The following is a 16,668-nucleotide window of genomic DNA, read 5'->3' on the forward strand; positions in this document are numbered from 1 at the left end:
GGTGCAGGCCTCTCACTGGTCAGGGAGCGTCGACCGGCAATCCCTCGAGCTCACCCAGGATCCGCCCGCGGAGCTCCTCGGCTCTGTCGGCCAGGGCGCGCTGCCGTCGTACGTACTCCGCCTTACCCGCCGGCGTCTCGATCGGGACTACCCCGTACCCCAGGGGCCGAACGTCATAAGGGCTCGCCTCCATGTCCAACACGCGGGTCTGGCGGGCATGCTCGAAGCAGTCCAGCGCCAGGGTGCTCGAGACCAGGGGTGAGAGCTTCATGGCCCACTTGTACAGGTCCATCCCCACGTGCAGGCACGCAGGATTGTCATTGGCCATCTGTGTGGCCCGAGTGGGCTGGGTGGCGTTGCGCGGAGCGGCCGAGGGGGTGAAGAAGCGGAACGCATCGATGTGCGAGCACACCAGGCGCTCGCGCTCCACCACGGCGTCCGTCTCGGCCTGGTTCAGGCGCAGCGGGAGGGCCTCGTGACGCTGCTGACCGGGTCGGAGCCCATGCACCATCGCCCATTCGTGCAGGCCGAAGCAGCCGAACTGCGGGGAGCGCAGCGCCATGGAGGAGGCCGACAGCAGGCGCACCATGAAGCGGAGAGCATCGGAGCGCTCGGCGAGGTACCGGCCCACATCCGCCCGGCGCAGGGGCGTTGTCGCGGGAACGTCCACGTACCAGGTGCGCGAACCGGCCTCCTGCACGTCACCGCCGATCCCGTGCCCCGCTGGGTCGAAGTCGGCGGCAGGGTCGTAGGCCGTGCGCCACCCCGGATGCCAGCGACGCAGCCGGGCTGCGGAGAAGGGGTAGTAGGAGAACAGGAAGTCCTCCACCGGGTGCTTCTCCCCTCGTGCGCGCCGCTCCCGGTGACCGGCGGTGAGGGCGTCGGCCCGCTCCTCGTGGAGCGCGCGCGCCTGCCGGGCCTGCTCAGCGGTGAGCACCCGCCCGGGCGCACGGATCGGCGGTATCGTCACCAGGCTCCTTCTCGAGTGCCGGCAGCGGCAGCGGGGAATTCGCCGCGCAGGTACCTGCGGTGCGCGTCCATCGCCGCCCGGGTGGGCGCGAGGTGTTCGCGCGGATCGCGGGCCCGGGCGTCGTACGGCTCGCTGCGCCAGAAGATGTACTGGTAGGCCGTGACGGCGGCGGTGATGCGCTCGCCGTTGGCCGAGAGGGTGTGGTGGGTGTGGATGCAGGTGGCCCTGCGCCAGTACCAGTGGGTGCTGGACTCGATCATCGCGATCTGATCCCACGGGATCCAGCGACGGATCCAGTACCCCCGCACCTCGATGCCGGTGGTGGTCACCACCATGGCCATCGACGTGCTGCGCCATGCGAGCGCCAGGACGGCGCCGCTCACCGCCAGGTACAGGAACCCACCCCCGATGACAAGTGCCACAGTCCAGGCCGACTGTCTGCTGCCGATGACGGCTGCGACCAGCAGTGCCACGGGTACCAGCGCGGTGAGAGCAGCGATCAACAGCGCGACCCGCTGCAGGACGACCAGGGCGCGGTTGAAGCCGAACCAGTGCAGTTCACGCCCCCGGTCCTGGGTGCGTGCTCTCGCGTCGGCCATCGTTCCCCTCTCGGTCTCCCGTACGTGCACTCGAGGCGTGACGGGGCGGTGCGATCCATGATCGCACCGCCCCGAAGGTGGTGGCCCAGAGCCGGCTCCCCACGCGCCGGTGATGCCGATCTCCAGGCCCGCGGCCTCGGGAGACGTGCCCCAGGCCCGGGCGGATCCCGGCCGGTACCTCAGGCCAGCAGCTCGCGCACCCGCGGGATCACCTGGGTGCCGTACAGCTCGATCGACTGCATCAGGTGCTCGTGGGCCACGGTGCCATTGGCGTACTTGAGATCGAAGCGGTCCACGCCGAGCGCGCGCACGGTGTGGGCGATCTTCTTGGCCACGGTCTCCACCGAGCCCACGTACAGGGCGCCCTGCTCCACCTCCGAGTCGAACTCGCCGGGACCCGCCGGGCCCCATCCGCGCTCGCGGCCCAGCTGGTTGCGGTTGGCGAGCCATGCTTCGCGCAGCTGCTCGCGTGCGGTGTCGTCGTCCTCGGCGATATGACCGGGGGAGTGCACGCCGACGGGCAGGGCGGGATTGCCGAGCTTGTCATTGGCCTCGTGGAACAGCTGGACGTAGGGGGCGAAGCGCTCGGCCTGCCCGCCGATGATGGCCAGCATCAGCGGGAAGCCGTAGCGGGCCGCGCGGATCACGGAGTTGGGGCTGCCGCCGACGGCCACCCAGGTGGGAATGGTGCGTTCGGCCCGGGGGTGCACGGACTGGTCCTTCAGTGGCGGGCGGGTGGTGCCGGACCAGCTGAAGGGCTCCTGCGGCAGGACTTTGCTGAGCAGGTCGATCTTCTCCTCGAACAGGGTCTCGTAGTCCTGCAGCGCGTAGCCGAACAGGGGGAACGACTCGGTGAAGGACCCGCGGCCGATGGTGATCTCGGCGCGGCCCTGGGAGATCGCGTCGAGGGTCGAGAAGCGCTCGAACACCCGGATCGGGTCGTCGGAGCTGAGCACGGTCACCGCGGTGCCCAGGGTGATGCGCTCGGTGCGCGTGGCCAGGGCCGCCAGCACCGTGTCCGGGGAGCTGACGGCGTAGTCGGGGCGGTGGTGCTCACCGACGGAGAAGTGGTCGATGCCGACCTGGTCGGCCAGGGCGCCCTCGGCCAGAATGTTCCGGATCACCTCTGCGGGGGCGAGGGGCTCGCCGGCGAGGTCGTGGGTGATGTCGCCGAAGGTGTCCAGGCCGAAGGTGACCTTTGTCGGATCGATGGCTGCTGCTGTCGGATCGATGTCTGCTGCGTTCTCGGGGGTGCTCACGATGCTCCGTCCTGCCGCCCAGCGGCATATGGTTGATAGTTCAACAATAGCGGATGTCGGCCCGGCCCGGGAGGGATGCGGGATGGCGGCGACCGCAAGTCGCCGGCCCCGACGCAGGTGCACCTAGACTGGCCGACATGCGCATCGCCCGATTCACCACCGGTGACGACCCGATGTACGGCATCGTCCAGGCCAAGGACGGTCGCGAGATGGTCTACGGCATCACCGGGGACCCGCTGTACACCGAGATCCGCCCGACCGGCACCATCCTCCCGCTGGACGACGTCCGGCTGCTGGCCCCCGTGATCCCCCGCTCGAAGGTGGTGTGCGTGGGCCGCAACTACGCCGAGCATGCCGCTGAGCTGGGCAACGAGGTGCCCGAGCAGGCGCTGTTCTTCCTCAAGCCCAACACCGCCGTGATCGGCCCCGGCGAGCCCGTGGTGCTGCCCACCTACAGTCGGGAGGTGAGCCTGGAGGCGGAGCTCGCCGTGGTCATCAAGCGGATGTCCAAGGATCTCGAGCCCGCTCAGGTGCGCTCCGCGATCCTGGGCTTCACCTGCGCCAATGATCTCACCGCTCGGGATGCCCAGCGGGAGGAGAACCAGTGGCTGCGCGCGAAGGCCTTCGACACCTCCTGCCCGATCGGCCCCTGGATCGAGACGGACCTGGACACCTCAGCCCTCTCCATTGCCTCGAGCGTGGACGGCGAGCCCGCCCAGACCGGCAGCACGGCCGACATGATCCGCTCTATCGAGCAGATCGTCTCCGAGGTCTCCCAGGTGATGACCCTGCTCCCGGGCGACGTGATCCTCACCGGCACGCCCGCCGGCGTGCGCGCCGTCGACGCCGGGTCCAGCATGGACGTGACCATCGAGGGCATCGGCACTCTCACCAACCCCGTGGTGCGGCGCTGAGCGCCCGCCGCCCTTCGACACCGAACCACCTGCCTCGACCAAGGAGCATTCTCGCGTGAGCGACACCCCGGACACCCTCACCCCCACCTCGTCGGACCCCTCGGAAGTGCGGGTGCGCTTCTGCCCCAGCCCCACGGGGACCCCGCACGTGGGGATGGTGCGCACCGCGCTGTTCAACTGGGCGCACGCCCGCCATCACGGCGGCACGCTGATCTTCCGGATCGAGGACACCGACGCCGCCCGCGACAGCGAGGAGTCCTACCACCAGCTGCTGGACGCCATGCGCTGGCTGGGCATCGACTGGGACGAGGGCGTCGAGGTGGGAGGCCCCCATGGCCCTTACCGCCAGTCCCAGCGCGGGGAGATCTACCAGGACGTGATCGCGAAGCTCAAGGCAGCCGGGCACATCTACGAGTCCTACTCCACCGCCGAGGAGATCAAGGCCCGCCACGAGGCGGCCGGCCGGGATCCGCAGCTGGGGTACGACGGCTACGACCGTGAGCTCACCGAGGAGCAGAAGGCCGCCTTCCGGGCGGAGGGTCGCGAGCCCACCTGGCGCCTGCGGATGCCCGACGCGGACATCTCCTTCACCGACATGGTGCGGGGGGAGATCACCTTCAAGGCCGGCACCGTTCCCGACTTCGTGGTGGTGCGTGCCAACGGGCAGCCGCTGTACACCCTGGTGAACCCCGTCGACGACGCGCTGATGCGCGTCACCCATGTGCTGCGCGGCGAGGACATCCTCTCCTCCACGCCCCGCCAGATCGCCCTGTACCGGGCACTGATGGACATCGGGGTGGCCGAGCGCATCCCCGAGTTCGGGCACCTGCCGTACGTGATGGGGGAGGGCAACAAGAAGCTCTCCAAGCGCGACCCGGAGTCGAACCTGTTCCTGTACCGCGAGCAGGGCTTCCTGCCCGAGGGCATGGTCAACTACCTGGCCCTGCTGGGTTGGGGCTACAGCGCCGACCAGGACGTGTTCAGCCGCGAGCAGCTGGTGGAGCGCTTCGACGCCACCGACGTCAACCCCAACCCCGCGCGCGTGGACATCAAGAAGGCCACCGCCATCAACGCGGACCATGTGCGCCTGCTGCCCGAGGCCGAGCTCACCGAGCGGATGATCCCGTACCTGCAGCAGGCCGGCGTGCTGGGCGAGAGCATCACCGAGCAGCAGCGTGCGCTGCTGTCGGCCGCCACCCCGCTGGTGCACACCCGCATGAACCTGCTGGGTGAGGCACCGGACCTGCTGCGCTTCCTGTTCGTCGACGACGCCCAGCTGGAGGTCCAGGACGAGGCCCTGAAGAAGATCGGGGAGGACCCCGTCGCGGTGCTGGAGCGCGCCATCGCCGAGGTCGAGGCGGTGCCCGAGGACTCCTTCGCCGCGTCGACCCTGGAGGAGGTGCTGCGAGGCGCCATCGTGGAGGACATGGGCATCAAGCCCCGCCTGGCCTTCGGTCCGCTGCGCAGCGCGATCTCCGGTCGGCGCATCTCACCGCCCCTGTTCGAGTCGATGGAGCTGCTGGGCAAGCCCTCCAGCCTGGCCCGGCTGCGGTCGCTGCGGGACCGTCTGGCGGGCTGATCAGGCCCGGGTGCGCAGCCTCACACCGCAGAACGGGCCTCTGGCTTTGTCTTGAGGGCGGAGATTCGCTAGAGTCGTCTCCCGGTACGCTTCCGTGAACTACTCGCACGAAGGAGCTCCTCCCCAGGAGATCCGGACCGCGAGGAAGGCGCGAAAACGTGCTCTGACCATGGGGTATGGTGTAATTGGCAACACGGCTGATTCTGGTTCAGTTGTTCTTGGTTCGAGTCCAGGTACCCCAGCGCTGATCGACTTCGGTCGTTCCGTCCGCGCCCCGTTCGTCTAGCGGCCCAGGACGCCGCCCTCTCACGGCGGTAACACCGGTTCAAATCCGGTACGGGGTACGAAGTGCAGTCCTTCGGGCTGCACTTGCTCTCTGTCAGGGAGCGGGGCCCCGTTCGTCTAGCGGCCCAGGACGTCGCCCTCTCACGGCGGTAACACCGGTTCAAATCCGGTACGGGGTACGAGCAGGACGCAGGAGCCGGCACCTTCGGGTGCCGGCTCCTTCTGCATTCGGCCTGCGGTCGGCGCGGCGGAGCCCTAGACTGCCATGTATGACCTCCGTCACAGTTCCGCGCATCACCGTGGGCGTCTCGGACACCCCGGAAGCGGATCGTGCCGTGCGATGGGCCGCCCATCACGCGCACGTGGTCGGTGGTCAGCTGCACCTGGTCCATGCCTTCGTATGGACCGAGCTCGACGTCAACACCGATCCGATCCCGGGCCTGACGGGGTCGGGGATCCGGGCCGCAGCGGACGGCCTGATCGAGGATGCGGTGGCGATCGCCCGCCAGGTCCATCCCGACCTGGAGATCACCTCGCAGGTCATCGACGGCAACCCGGTGCCGGTGCTGCTGCACGTCAGCTCCCGCTCGGACGTGATGGTGGTGGGCGGTCGAGGCCTGGGGCGCCTGCTCACGCTGATCGTCGGCTCCAAGAGCCTGGCGCTGGCGGCGAAGGCGTGCTGCCCCGTGGTGGTGGTGCGCGGCGATCTCGCGGTCGACGGCCCGATCGGACTGATCCACCACCCCCGGGGGCAGGAGGCCGTGCAGCGAGCCGTGGAGCTCGCGCGGGGCTACGGCCGCCCCATCCAACTGGTGGTTCGGGCCGATGCCGATGAGCAGCGCGCCCAGCAGATCCTCGGCGAGGTGCGCGAGGCGGTCGCCTCCGCTGATCCCCACATCGAGGTGCTGGGGGTGACGATCCCCACCACCCATGCGCCGCGCGAGCTGGTGCACGCCAGTGAGGGCGCGGCGTTGATGGTGGTCCCCGGGGAGAGGGTCGAGGGGCGGCCCGAGCGGATCACCGCACCGCGGCAACTGGTCACGGTGCTGCGGTACGCGCACACGCCTGTGTGGATCGAGCGGTCCTGAGCTCAGCCGCCGGCGCGGCGCAGCATCTCTGTGAGGTGGTTGGCCGAGCTCATCACGGAGGTGGCGTGCAGCCGGCCGGGCTGGCGGGTGAGTCGCTCGATGGGGCCCGAGATGCTGAGCGCGGCGATCACGCGGCCGTTGGAGCTGCGCACGGGGGCGGAGAGCGATCCCACGCCTGGTTCGCGCTCGCCGATGGACTGTGCCCAGCCGCGGCGACGCACGGCCGAGAGCTGGGTGGCGGTGAAGCGGGCGCCGAGCAGGCCGCGGTGCAGGCGGTCCGGCTCCTCCCAGGCCAGCAGGATCTGCGCCGCGGAGCCGGCCTTCATGGTGAGCGTGGCGCCCAGGGGCACCGAGTCGCGCAGGCCGATGGGGCGCTCGGCGGCCGCCACGCAGATGCGGTGATCGCCCTGGCGGCGGTAGAGCTGCGCTGATTCGCCGGTATGGTCGCGCAGGGCGGCCAGCACGGGCCCGGCGGCGGCCAGCAGTCGGTCCTCGCCGGCGGCGGCGGCCAGTTCGCCCAGGCGCGGGCCGAGCACGAAGCGGCCCTGCATGTCGCGGGTGACCAGGTGGTGGTACTCCAGCGCCACGGCGAGACGGTGGGCGGTGGGCCGGGCCAGGCCGGTCGCCTGCACGAGCTGGGCCAGGGTGGCGGGGCCGGCCTCGAGGGCGCTGAGCACGATCGCGGCCTTGTCGAGAACGCCGACGCCGCTGCCGTTCTCGGTCGATGTGGTGTCCATGGTCCGATACTGCCGTCTTATTCTATGAGACGCAAGTGTCGCGGAGTGGGATTCCCCGCAGGATGACGGGGTGCGCCCGACCCTCGGGTGCGTCACCAGAGCAGAAGGCGCCCGCGATCCGGGCGCGGGGAAGGATCATCCATGGCGGGAACGCTGGCGGAGAAGGTCTGGGCAGACCACGTGGTGCGCCGCGGGGAGAACGGCGAACCGGATCTGCTCTACATCGACCTCCACCTGATCCACGAGGTCACCAGCCCCCAGGCCTTCGACGGTCTGCGGCAGGAGGGTCGTGCCCTGCGGCGCGTGGACCAGACCCTCGCCACGGAGGACCACAACACCCCCACCGTCGACATCGACAAGCCGATCGCCGACATCACCTCCCGCACCCAGATCGAGACCCTGCGCCGCAACGCTGAGGAGTTCGGGGTGCGCATCCACTCCCTGGGCGACAAGGACCAGGGCATCGTGCACGTGGTGGGGCCCCAGCTGGGTCTGACCATGCCCGGCATCACCGTGGTGTGCGGCGACTCCCACACCTCCACGCACGGCGCTTTCGGGGCACTGGCCTTCGGCATCGGCACCAGCGAGGTCGAGCACGTGATGGCCACCCAGACCCTGCCGCTGACCCCTTTCAAGACCATGGCGATCAACGTCGAGGGGTCCCTCAAGCCCGGCGTCACCGCGAAGGACATCATCCTGGCGGTGATCGCGAAGATCGGCACCGGCGGCGGAGCCGGCTACGTGCTCGAGTACCGCGGCCAGGCCATCCGCGACCTCTCCATGGAGGGCCGCATGACGATCTGCAACATGTCGATCGAGGCCGGTGCCCGGGCCGGCATGATCGCCCCTGACCAGACCACCTTCGACTACGTGCAGGGCCGTCCCCACGCCCCCGTCGGCGAGGACTGGGACGCGGCGGTGGAGCACTGGCGCACGCTGCGCAGCGATGACGACGCGGTGTTCGACGCCGAGGTCACCATCGACGCCGACCAGCTCGAGCCCTTCGTCACCTGGGGCACGAACCCCGGCCAGGGCCTGCCGCTGTCGGCCTCCGTCCCGGCGCCGGAGGACTTCGCCGAGGACAATGCCCGCGTGGCCGCCGAGCGCGCCCTGGCCTACATGGACCTGGTGCCCGGCACCCCGCTCAAGGACATCAAGGTGGACACCGTGTTCATGGGCTCGTGCACCAATGGCCGCATCGAGGACCTGCGCGCCTTCGCCGAGACCATCCGTGGCCGCACCAAGCACCCCGACGTGCGGGTGCTGGTGGTGCCCGGCTCCGCCCGGGTGCGCCTGCAGGCGGAGCAGGAGGGCCTGGACCGCGAGTTCCTCGACTTCGGCGCTGAATGGCGCCAGGCCGGCTGCTCGATGTGCCTGGGCATGAACCCGGATCAGCTCACCCCGGGTGAGCGCGCCGCCTCCACCTCCAACCGCAACTTCGAGGGCCGGCAGGGCAAGGGCGGCCGCACCCATCTGGTCTCCCCGGTGGTGGCTGCGGCGACCGCCGTGCGCGGCACCCTCGCCTCGCCCTCCGACCTCACGCCGGTCGCCTGAGCCTCCCCTCGACCACCGCGATCCCAGGAGCACACCCATGGAAGCCTTCACCACCCACACCGGCATCGGCGTCCCGCTGCGCCGCAGCAACGTCGACACCGACCAGATCATCCCGGCCGTCTACCTCAAGCGCGTCACCAAGACCGGCTTCGACGACGGGCTGTTCTCCGCCTGGCGCAATGACCCGGACTTCGTGCTGAACCAGGACGCCTACCGCAGCGGCTCCGTGCTGGTGGCCGGTCCCGACTTCGGCACCGGCTCCTCCCGCGAGCACGCCGTGTGGGCCCTGCGCGACTACGGCTTCAAGGCCGTGCTGTCCTCCCGCTTCGCGGACATCTTCCGCGGCAACGCCGGCAAGCAGGGCCTGGTGGCTGCTCAGCTGGCCCAGGACGACATCGAGCAGCTGTGGAAGATCCTTGAGGAGGCCCCGGGCACGGAGGTCACGGTGGACCTGGTGGAGCGCCAGGTGCACGCCGCCGATGCGACCTTCCGCTTCGAGGTGGACGACTACACCCGCTGGCGCCTCATGGAGGGCCTGGACGACGTGGGCCTGACCCTGCGGCACGAGGCCGACATCGATGCCTTCGAGGCCCGACGCCCCTCGTGGCTTCCGAAGACCCTCCCGGCCCGCAACGCCGAGTCGGTCTGAGCGCGGTACCGCAGCTGCCTGCCGCGCTCCCGGCAGGGGTCGCCGATCGCGCGGGGACTGAGACCTGCGTCGCGGCGTGCGACCAGGGAGCTCCGGTATGGTGAGCCGGTCATACAAGCGGGTGCCGAGGTGCCCGTCCAGCGGAGCAAGGACACTATGAGTTCGACATTCCATGTGCGCGGCGGGCGCCGGCTCGACGGTGAGATCACCGTCCGCGGCGCGAAGAACCTCGTCTCCAAGGCGATGGTGGCCGCACTGCTCGGGGAGCAGCCCAGTGTGCTGCGCTCCGTGCCGGACATCCGGGACGTCCAGATCGTGGGCGAGCTGCTGAAGGTGCACGGCGTCAAGGTCGAGCGGGACGTCGCCTCCGGCGTGATCCGCATGGATCCCTCGGCCGTGGAGAAGGCCCACGTGGCCGATATCGACGCCCATGCCGGCTCCTCGCGGATCCCGATCCTGTTCTGCGGCCCGCTGCTGCACCGCCTCGGCGAGGCGATCATCCCGGACCTGGGCGGCTGCCGCATCGGGGACCGCCCCATCAACTACCACCTCGACGTGCTGCGCAGCTTCGGCGCCGTGGTGGACAAGCGCGAGATGGGCATCTACATCACCGCGCCGGACGGCCTGCGCGGCACCAAGATCCACCTCGAGTACCCCAGTGTGGGCGCCACCGAGCAGGTGCTGCTGACGGCGGTGCGCGCCGAGGGCATCACCGAGCTCACCAACGCCGCGGTCGAGCCCGAGATCGAGGACCTCATCGCGGTGCTGCAGAAGATGGGTGCGATCATCTCCCTGCAGACCGACCGCACCATCACCATCGAGGGCGTCGACAGGCTGGGCGGCTACGACCACGTGGCGATCCCGGACCGCATCGAGGCAGGTTCCTGGGCCTGCGCGGCACTGGTCACCAAGGGCTCCGTGTTCGTGCGCGGTGCGCAGCAGAAGCCGATGGCCACGTTCCTGAACACCTTCCGGAAGATCGGCGGCGGGATCGACATCACCGAGGAGGGCATCCGGTTCTCCCCCCCCGGCCCCCCGCTGAGGGCGATCGCCGTGGAGCCCGACGTGCCCCCGGGCCTGATGACCGACTGGCAGCAGCCGCTGGTGGTGGCGCTGACCCAGGCCGACGGCATCTCCATCGTCCACGAGACGGTGTACGAGAACCGCCTGGGCTTCACCGATGCCCTCAACGACATGGGTGCCCGCATCCAGGTGTACCGCGAGTGCCTGGGCGGCTCCAGTTGCCGCTTCGGCCGCCGCAACTTCAACCACTCCGCGGTCATCTCCGGCGCCAAGGCCCTCCATGCGGCCGAGATCACCGTGCCGGACCTGCGCGGCGGCTTCTCCTACCTGATCGCCGCGCTGGGCGCCGAGGGGGTCTCCGGCATCCACGGGATCGACCTGATCGACCGCGGCTACGAGCTGTTCCGCGAGAAGCTCACCGCCCTCGGGGCCGAGTTCTGGGAGGACTGACATGCCCGGGCACGACGACGTGATCGACACCGGCACGGACGGTGCCCTGAGCGCCGGCCACACCTCGGCCTCCACCTCGCTGGCACTGCGGGACATCCCCGTCCCGGACTACTGCGACGTGGTGATCGTCCCCACCCGGGGCGTCGACGAGCCCGATCCGCGTGCCTGGGCGGAGGCGATCTTCTCCCACGAGAACACGCCGCTGGGCCGGCGAGGCCTGCTGGCCCTGCGCGATGAGGCCGTGCGGCTGTTCGACATGGTGCCGCCCCCGGCCAAGGAGTACGTGGCCGCCGAGGTGGTGGGCTCGGAGGCCCTGATCCGCGACGACGACGAGGACCTGCTGGTGCGCATCGGCGTGGCCCTGCTTCCCGGTGGCCGGCTGCTGCAGGTCACCACGGCCGTGAAGTACCGCAGCCTGCGGGGCCGCCTCGCATTCGGTCCCCGTCGACTGATGCACGCCGCGGCCGTGAACACCCTGGCGCGTCGCGCACCGACCACGCTGCGCCGCCGCTCCCTGGCCGGCGGGCAGGCACTGCCGGCCGCCCGCCGGAACCGGTCCGTGCGTGCCCAGGCCGTGCGCAAGGCCCTGGGCCGCGGTGCGAGCAGCACCGACCCGCGCTGATGACCCCGCCGCCGCCCGCTCGCCGTGCGCGGTCCCTGCGGCAGCGCGCACATGACCTTGCCGTCAGCTGGGACCTGGGTGGCGCCCGCGCACCCGAGAGACGCTCCGGGGCCGTGATCGGCGTGCTCCAGGTGCCGCTGCGGCCGATCCTCACCCTGCTCGCCCGCCCCACCTGGATCGGCCGCGAGAACCTGCAGGTGCCCGGGCCCGCCGTGGTGTGCGGCAATCATCTGGGCCCCTTCGATGCCTTCGCCTACGGTCACCTGCTGCACGCCGCGGGGATCGCCCCCCGCTTCCTGGCCAAGGAGTCCCTGTTCCGCATCCCCGTTGTGGGGGGCCTGATCCGCGCCACCGGGCAGATCCCGGTGCTGCGCGGCACGGCCCGTTCCGGAGGCGCCCTCGCCGCAGCCCGCGCCGCCCTGGGGCGGGGCGAGATGCTGATGGTGTTCCCCGAGGGCACCTACAGCCGGGACCCGCAGGGATGGCCCATGCGGGCCCGACTGGGCGCCGCCCGGCTCGCCCTGGACACCGGGGCGCCGCTGATCCCCGTGGCGTGCTGGGGCTCCCCCCAGCTGTGGCCCGTCGGCTCCGCGCTGCCGCGGCCGCGCCCGGGCCGTAGCCTCACCCTGCAGGTCGGCGCACCGATCCGCGCCGAGCGCGCCGAGGGGGAGAGCACCCACGACGCGGCGGTGCGGGTGACCGGTCACGTGATGGACGTGATCACCGCGATGCTCGCCGATCTGCGGCAGGAGCAGCCGCCCGCGCAGCGGCACGACCCCCGGCTGGACCCCCATCGGCCTGAGGAGGGCAGCCCCGCCTCCCGGGCGGTGCGTCGCCGCATCGAGCGCCGCGGCATCGGCCGCCGTGACGTTGGCCGCCGTGATGCGGGGCGGCGTGACGTCGGCCGCCGTCGCAGCCCCCTGTTGCGGCGGTCCACCTTCTCGACTCCGCCCGAGGAGCGATGATGGCCCGACTGGCCGTGCTGGGTGCCGGCAGCTGGGGCACCACCTTCGCGCAGGTGCTCGCCGACGCCGGGAACGACGTGGTGCTGTGGGCCCGCCGTGAGGACGTGGCCCGCGAGATCAGCGAGCACCGCACCAACCGCGCGTACCTGGGGGAGCGGGAGCTGCCTGCCGCCGTCACCGGGACCGCTCGCATCGAGGAGGCAGTCGAGGGGGCCGAGGGACTGGTGGTCGCGGTGCCTGCCCAGGCACTGCGCGCGACGCTCGGCCAGTGGCGCCGTCGGCCCGGCCTTCGGGAGGGTCTGCCCGCCGTGCCGGTCCTGTCGCTGACCAAGGGCATCGAGCGCGGCACCGACGCCCGGATCAGCGAGGTGCTGGTGGAGGCAGGGGGTGTGAGCGCGCAGCGGGTGGGAGTGCTGTCCGGACCGAACCTGTCGGCGGAGATCGCCGAGCGCCGCCCCTGCGGCAGCGTGGTCGCCGCGGCCGACGAGGAGCTGGCCGGTGTGTTCGCCCGCTGGTGCGACGCCCCGTACCTGCGGGCGTACACCTCCACCGACGTGACCGGCGTGGAGATCGCCGGTGCCGTCAAGAACGTGGTGGCGATCGCGGTGGGCGCGGCTTCCGGCCTCGGCCACGGCCACAACACCACCGCCTCCTTGATCACCCGCGGCCTGGCGGAGATCACCCGTCTGGGCGTGGCCCTCGGGGGCCGGCGGGAGACCTTCGCGGGCCTCGCCGGGATGGGTGACCTGGTGGCCACCTGCGCCTCCCCCCTCAGCCGGAACCACCGCCTGGGGCTCGCACTGGGGCGGGGTCTGGACATCGAGCAGGCCGTGGCGGAGGTGGGGCAGACAGCGGAGGGCGTGGCCACGGCCCGTGCCGTCGCCGATCTCGCCGAGCGCCTCGAGGTGGACATGCCGATCACCCGCTCCGTGGTGGCGGTGGTGGATCACGGCGCGAGCATCGAGCACGTCACCACGGCCCTGCTGGCGCGGTCCGTGCGGCCTGAGTGATTACGCTGGAGCGATGACGACCACCGTTGCACTCCTGTTCGGCGGCCGCAGCGGGGAGCACGGCATCTCGTGCATCACCGCCGGCGGCGTCCTCGGCGCGATCGACCGCGAGAAGTACCACGTGATCGCCGTGGGCGTGACGCGGGAGGGCCGTTACGTGCAGGTCTCCGACGACCCGGCCGACTGGACCCTGGTGGACGGCAGGGCACCGGAGGTCAGCGGTGACGGACCGGAGGTGCTGCTGCCCGCTGTGCGCCACAGCGCCGGGGAGCCGATCGAGCTGCGCGTGATCCGGGACGGCCGTGTGGAGCCGCTGGCCCGCATCGACGCGGTCTTCCCCTTGCTGCACGGCTCCTACGGGGAGGACGGCACCATCCAGGGGGCCCTGGACCTGCTGGATGTGCCGTACGTGGGCAGCGGGGTGCTGGCCTCCGCGATGAGTATGGACAAGGCCACCACCAAACTGGTGCTGACCACCGCGGGCCTCACCTGCGCACCGGGCCACGTGGTGCACCAGGACCACTGGGAGCAGCAGTCGCGCTCCGTGATGCGGCACCTGCGCGAGTCGTACCCGCTGCCGTGGTTCGTCAAGCCGTCCCGGGCAGGTTCCAGCCTGGGCGTGACCCGAGTGGGCCGCGAGGAGGAGCTCGAGCCCGCGCTCCGGGAGGCCTTCGCGGAGGATCCGAAGGTGCTGATCGAGCAGGCCGTCGCCGGGCGCGAGGTGGAGTGCGGCGTGCTGCAGGGAGCCGACGGGGGACCGCCGCGCACCACGCTGCCCGGTGAGGTGCGCGTGGGGGAGGATCTCGAGTTCTACGACTACGGCTCGAAGTACTTCGGCAAGGGGACGATCGACATCGAGATCCCGGCAAAGCTGCCCGACCGCGTCCTGGAGGAGGTGCGGCACGTGTCCGCGGCCGCCTTCGAGGCACTCGGCCTGGAGGGCCTGGCGCGGGTGGATGTGTTCGTGACGCCGGAGAACACGGTGATCGTGAACGAGGTGAACACCATGCCCGGCTTCACCCCGTACTCGATGTTCCCGGTGCTGTGGCAGAACATGGGTGTGGACTACACGGCGCTGATCACAGATCTGGTGGAGCAGGCGCTGGCACGGCGCATCGGTCTGCGCTGAGGGCCCAGCTCGGGCGGGCTCTCTCCGGGAGGGCTGTCAGGGTTGACCCCGGGCGGGCTTTCTCCCGTGGGCCGACCCGGTCGATCGGGGCCTTCACTCCACGTCGCCGGGCCCCACGCAGTGGTCCGTGGCAGGGATGGTGGCGTCGATCAGTCGGCCCATGTCCATGGCCGCGGCCGAGGGCTGGTCCGGGGCCACCGCGCGCGGCACCGAGATGTCGATCGCCGGTTCGCGACCGTAGGTGGTCAGCAGCACGATGCCGTCCTGCTCACGCACGATCCAGTCCACCTGGATGCCGTCTGTGTCCCCGAGTCGGGTGCAGGCATCGGTGGTGGGACCGGGGGGGGCGACGCCGCAGCGCAGCACGACGGTGTCGTCCCCGGATCCCCAGGCCACGGTGCCCTGGCTGCTGGTCTCGGCGCGGGGCTGGCCGAGCATCTCGTGCGGGGCACCGAGCACGATCTCGGCGCACAGCGGATCCGATGCCGCCGGCCCCGCGGGCACCCGGACCGTGCCGCAGCCAGCGATCCCCAGCAGCAGCCCGGTGAGCGCGGGCAGCACGAGCAGGCGTGTTCGGAGAGGGGGGCGTCGGGCAGCGGGCGGTCGGCGGGGCACCCGTCGAGCCTACCGCTGGAGCTGATCGTGAATCCCCTGCGTCACAGTTGCGCGTCCGCTCCGGCACACTGGGAGGATGAGAGACCAAGCGCGCCCCGGTGAGGCCGGGATCCTCGCCCGCCTTCTGTCGCACCTGCCTCCCGGTGGTCCTGGAGGGGCTGCGAGCATCGAGGTGGGGCCTGGTGACGATGCGGCAGTGCTCTCCCTTCCCTCGTCGCGGATGGTGATCACCACCGACAGCATGGTCGAGGGGTATGACTTCCTGACCCATGCCACGACTCCGGCCTGGATCGGTCACAAGACTGCAGTGCAGAACATGGCTGATGTAGCGGCGATGGGCGCCCGACCTCTGGCGCTGGTGTCTGCCGTCTCCACCCCGGAGGACACGCCGGTCGAGTGGTTCGAACAGGTCACGATCGGTCTCACCCGACGGGCGGCCCGGGACGGCGCTCAGCTGGTGGGTGGGGACTTGGGGCGAGCTGATCAGTGCACTCTCACCATCACTGCCGTCGGGGCCCTCGAGCACGGCGAGGAGCCTGTGCTGCGCAGCGGGGCCCGGCCCGGGGATGTGATCGCGATCGGTGCTCCGTTGCTCGGGCGCTCCGCAGCGGGTCTGACCGGGGTGCTGTCCGACAGGGTGGAGATGGACCCGACCGGTGTGGTGCTGGTGGATCCGGGTCTCGACCCGGAGCTCGCTGAGGAGCTGAGGGAGATGGTGGGCTGGCACAACGCCCCGGATCCGGATCTCTCGCTCGGATGGACGACGGGGCGCACGGCGCACGCGATGATGGATCTCTCCGACGGGCTGGTACGCGACGGGAGCCGTATCGCGGCGGCCTCCGGCGTGCTGGTGGACCTGGCCTCCGATCTGCTGGCTCCGGATGTCGACGCTCTGCGCCCCGTGGCGGACTGCCTGGGGGCAGACGCGTGGGAGTGGGTGCTGCACGGCGGGGAGGAGCACGCCATGCTGGCTGCCTTCGGCGAGGGGGAGGTGCCCGAGGGGTTCCGCCCCATCGGTCGTGTGCTGTCCCGCGCCGAGCAGGGGCACTCCGGCTACGGGGACAGCGACGGGCCGCGGGTGCTGCTTGACGGCGAACCGATCGCGGGTGCGGGGTTCGATCACTTCGACTGATCCTGGTGCGTTCGGCCGCCGTGTTCGGCTGGCTGACGATGCCCGTGGTGCCTTCAGAAGGGTGGGGGTGTGGTGCGGTGGTGGTTGG

16 protein-coding genes and 3 tRNA genes are annotated in these 16,668 nt (G+C 70.9%); 14 read left to right on the forward strand and 5 right to left on the reverse strand.

Features of this window, described 5'->3' with window-relative positions:
• Positions 1-19 precede the first annotated feature (19 nt).
• The 3 genes from IOE58_RS02630 to IOE58_RS02640 all read right to left on the reverse strand — a co-directional run bounded on the left by IOE58_RS02630 (position 20) and on the right by IOE58_RS02640 (position 2,828).
• Entirely contained in the window at positions 20-970 is a 951-nt protein-coding gene (locus IOE58_RS02630) for a 3-methyladenine DNA glycosylase (RefSeq protein WP_193864847.1), read from the reverse strand.
• Positions 967-1,569 (reverse strand): hypothetical protein, encoded by a 603-nt coding sequence (locus IOE58_RS02635; protein WP_193864848.1) that lies wholly within the window; start codon positions 1,567-1,569, stop codon positions 967-969. The genes IOE58_RS02630 and IOE58_RS02635 overlap by 4 nt, the downstream gene beginning before the upstream one ends.
• Positions 1,570-1,748: 179 nt before the next feature.
• Complete coding sequence (locus IOE58_RS02640; RefSeq protein WP_396121498.1) at positions 1,749-2,828, reverse strand: LLM class flavin-dependent oxidoreductase; 1,080 nt, start codon at positions 2,826-2,828, stop codon at positions 1,749-1,751.
• A gap of 137 nt (positions 2,829-2,965) precedes the next feature.
• On the opposite strand from IOE58_RS02640, the gene IOE58_RS02645 reads away from it, so the two are divergent.
• The 6 genes from IOE58_RS02645 (at position 2,966) to IOE58_RS02670 (ending at position 6,694) form a co-directional block, all read left to right on the forward strand.
• Positions 2,966-3,742, forward strand: coding sequence for a fumarylacetoacetate hydrolase family protein (locus IOE58_RS02645; protein ID WP_193864849.1), 777 nt, complete (start codon positions 2,966-2,968; stop codon positions 3,740-3,742).
• Positions 3,743-3,896: 154 nt separating this feature from the next.
• On the forward strand, positions 3,897-5,321 hold the full coding sequence (gene gltX / locus IOE58_RS02650) for a glutamate--tRNA ligase (RefSeq protein WP_228018725.1): 1,425 nt from the start codon (positions 3,897-3,899) through the stop codon (positions 5,319-5,321).
• Between the two features lie 170 nt (positions 5,322-5,491).
• Positions 5,492-5,563, forward strand: a tRNA-Gln gene (locus IOE58_RS02655).
• Positions 5,564-5,592: 29 nt separating this feature from the next.
• Positions 5,593-5,665: transfer RNA gene (locus tag IOE58_RS02660), tRNA-Glu, on the forward strand.
• Between the two features lie 47 nt (positions 5,666-5,712).
• Positions 5,713-5,785 (forward strand) — tRNA-Glu (locus tag IOE58_RS02665).
• Positions 5,786-5,875: 90 nt separating this feature from the next.
• Complete coding sequence (locus tag IOE58_RS02670; RefSeq protein ID WP_193864851.1) at positions 5,876-6,694, forward strand: universal stress protein; 819 nt, start codon at positions 5,876-5,878, stop codon at positions 6,692-6,694.
• 2 nt (positions 6,695-6,696) lie between these two features.
• On the opposite strand, the gene IOE58_RS02675 is transcribed toward IOE58_RS02670, so the two are convergent.
• Entirely contained in the window at positions 6,697-7,431 is a 735-nt protein-coding gene (locus IOE58_RS02675) for an IclR family transcriptional regulator (protein WP_193864852.1), read from the reverse strand.
• 141 nt (positions 7,432-7,572) lie between these two features.
• Between IOE58_RS02675 and leuC the strand changes: the two genes are divergently transcribed.
• The 7 genes from leuC (at position 7,573) to IOE58_RS02710 (ending at position 14,833) form a co-directional block, all read left to right on the forward strand.
• On the forward strand, positions 7,573-8,985 hold the full coding sequence (gene leuC, locus IOE58_RS02680; protein ID WP_193864853.1) for a 3-isopropylmalate dehydratase large subunit: 1,413 nt from the start codon (positions 7,573-7,575) through the stop codon (positions 8,983-8,985).
• Between the two features lie 37 nt (positions 8,986-9,022).
• Positions 9,023-9,634, forward strand: a complete 612-nt coding sequence (gene leuD, locus IOE58_RS02685) for a 3-isopropylmalate dehydratase small subunit (RefSeq protein ID WP_193864854.1) — start codon at positions 9,023-9,025, stop codon at positions 9,632-9,634.
• A gap of 156 nt (positions 9,635-9,790) precedes the next feature.
• Positions 9,791-11,107 carry a UDP-N-acetylglucosamine 1-carboxyvinyltransferase gene (gene murA / locus IOE58_RS02690; protein ID WP_193864855.1) on the forward strand — a complete coding sequence of 439 codons (1,317 nt, stop codon included), beginning with the start codon at positions 9,791-9,793 and terminating at the stop codon, positions 11,105-11,107.
• A 1-nt stretch (position 11,108) separates the two neighbouring features.
• Positions 11,109-11,729, forward strand: a complete 621-nt coding sequence (locus tag IOE58_RS02695; RefSeq protein WP_193864856.1) for a DUF2867 domain-containing protein — start codon at positions 11,109-11,111, stop codon at positions 11,727-11,729.
• The gene (locus IOE58_RS02700) at positions 11,729-12,694 is read left to right on the forward strand and encodes a lysophospholipid acyltransferase family protein (protein ID WP_193864857.1); all 966 of its coding nucleotides are present in this window, start codon (positions 11,729-11,731) and stop codon (positions 12,692-12,694) included. The genes IOE58_RS02695 and IOE58_RS02700 overlap by 1 nt, the downstream gene beginning before the upstream one ends.
• A complete protein-coding gene (locus tag IOE58_RS02705) occupies positions 12,694-13,704 on the forward strand; it encodes an NAD(P)H-dependent glycerol-3-phosphate dehydrogenase (RefSeq protein ID WP_193864858.1) in 1,011 nt (336 codons plus the stop codon). Before IOE58_RS02700 ends, IOE58_RS02705 begins: the two co-directional genes overlap by 1 nt.
• A gap of 13 nt (positions 13,705-13,717) precedes the next feature.
• On the forward strand, positions 13,718-14,833 hold the full coding sequence (locus tag IOE58_RS02710; protein WP_193864859.1) for a D-alanine--D-alanine ligase family protein: 1,116 nt from the start codon (positions 13,718-13,720) through the stop codon (positions 14,831-14,833).
• Between the two features lie 93 nt (positions 14,834-14,926).
• Here the strand turns inward: IOE58_RS02710 and IOE58_RS02715 are convergent, their stop codons facing one another.
• Positions 14,927-15,394 (reverse strand): DUF3515 domain-containing protein, encoded by a 468-nt coding sequence (locus IOE58_RS02715; protein WP_259891894.1) that lies wholly within the window; start codon positions 15,392-15,394, stop codon positions 14,927-14,929.
• Positions 15,395-15,524: 130 nt separating this feature from the next.
• Between IOE58_RS02715 and thiL the strand changes: the two genes are divergently transcribed.
• A complete protein-coding gene (thiL, locus tag IOE58_RS02720) occupies positions 15,525-16,580 on the forward strand; it encodes a thiamine-phosphate kinase (RefSeq protein ID WP_193864860.1) in 1,056 nt (351 codons plus the stop codon).
• Positions 16,581-16,668 lie beyond the last annotated feature (88 nt).

It is taken from the genome of Brachybacterium epidermidis, assembly GCF_015209585.1.
GTDB classification, from domain to species: Bacteria; Actinomycetota; Actinomycetes; order Actinomycetales; family Dermabacteraceae; genus Brachybacterium; species Brachybacterium epidermidis.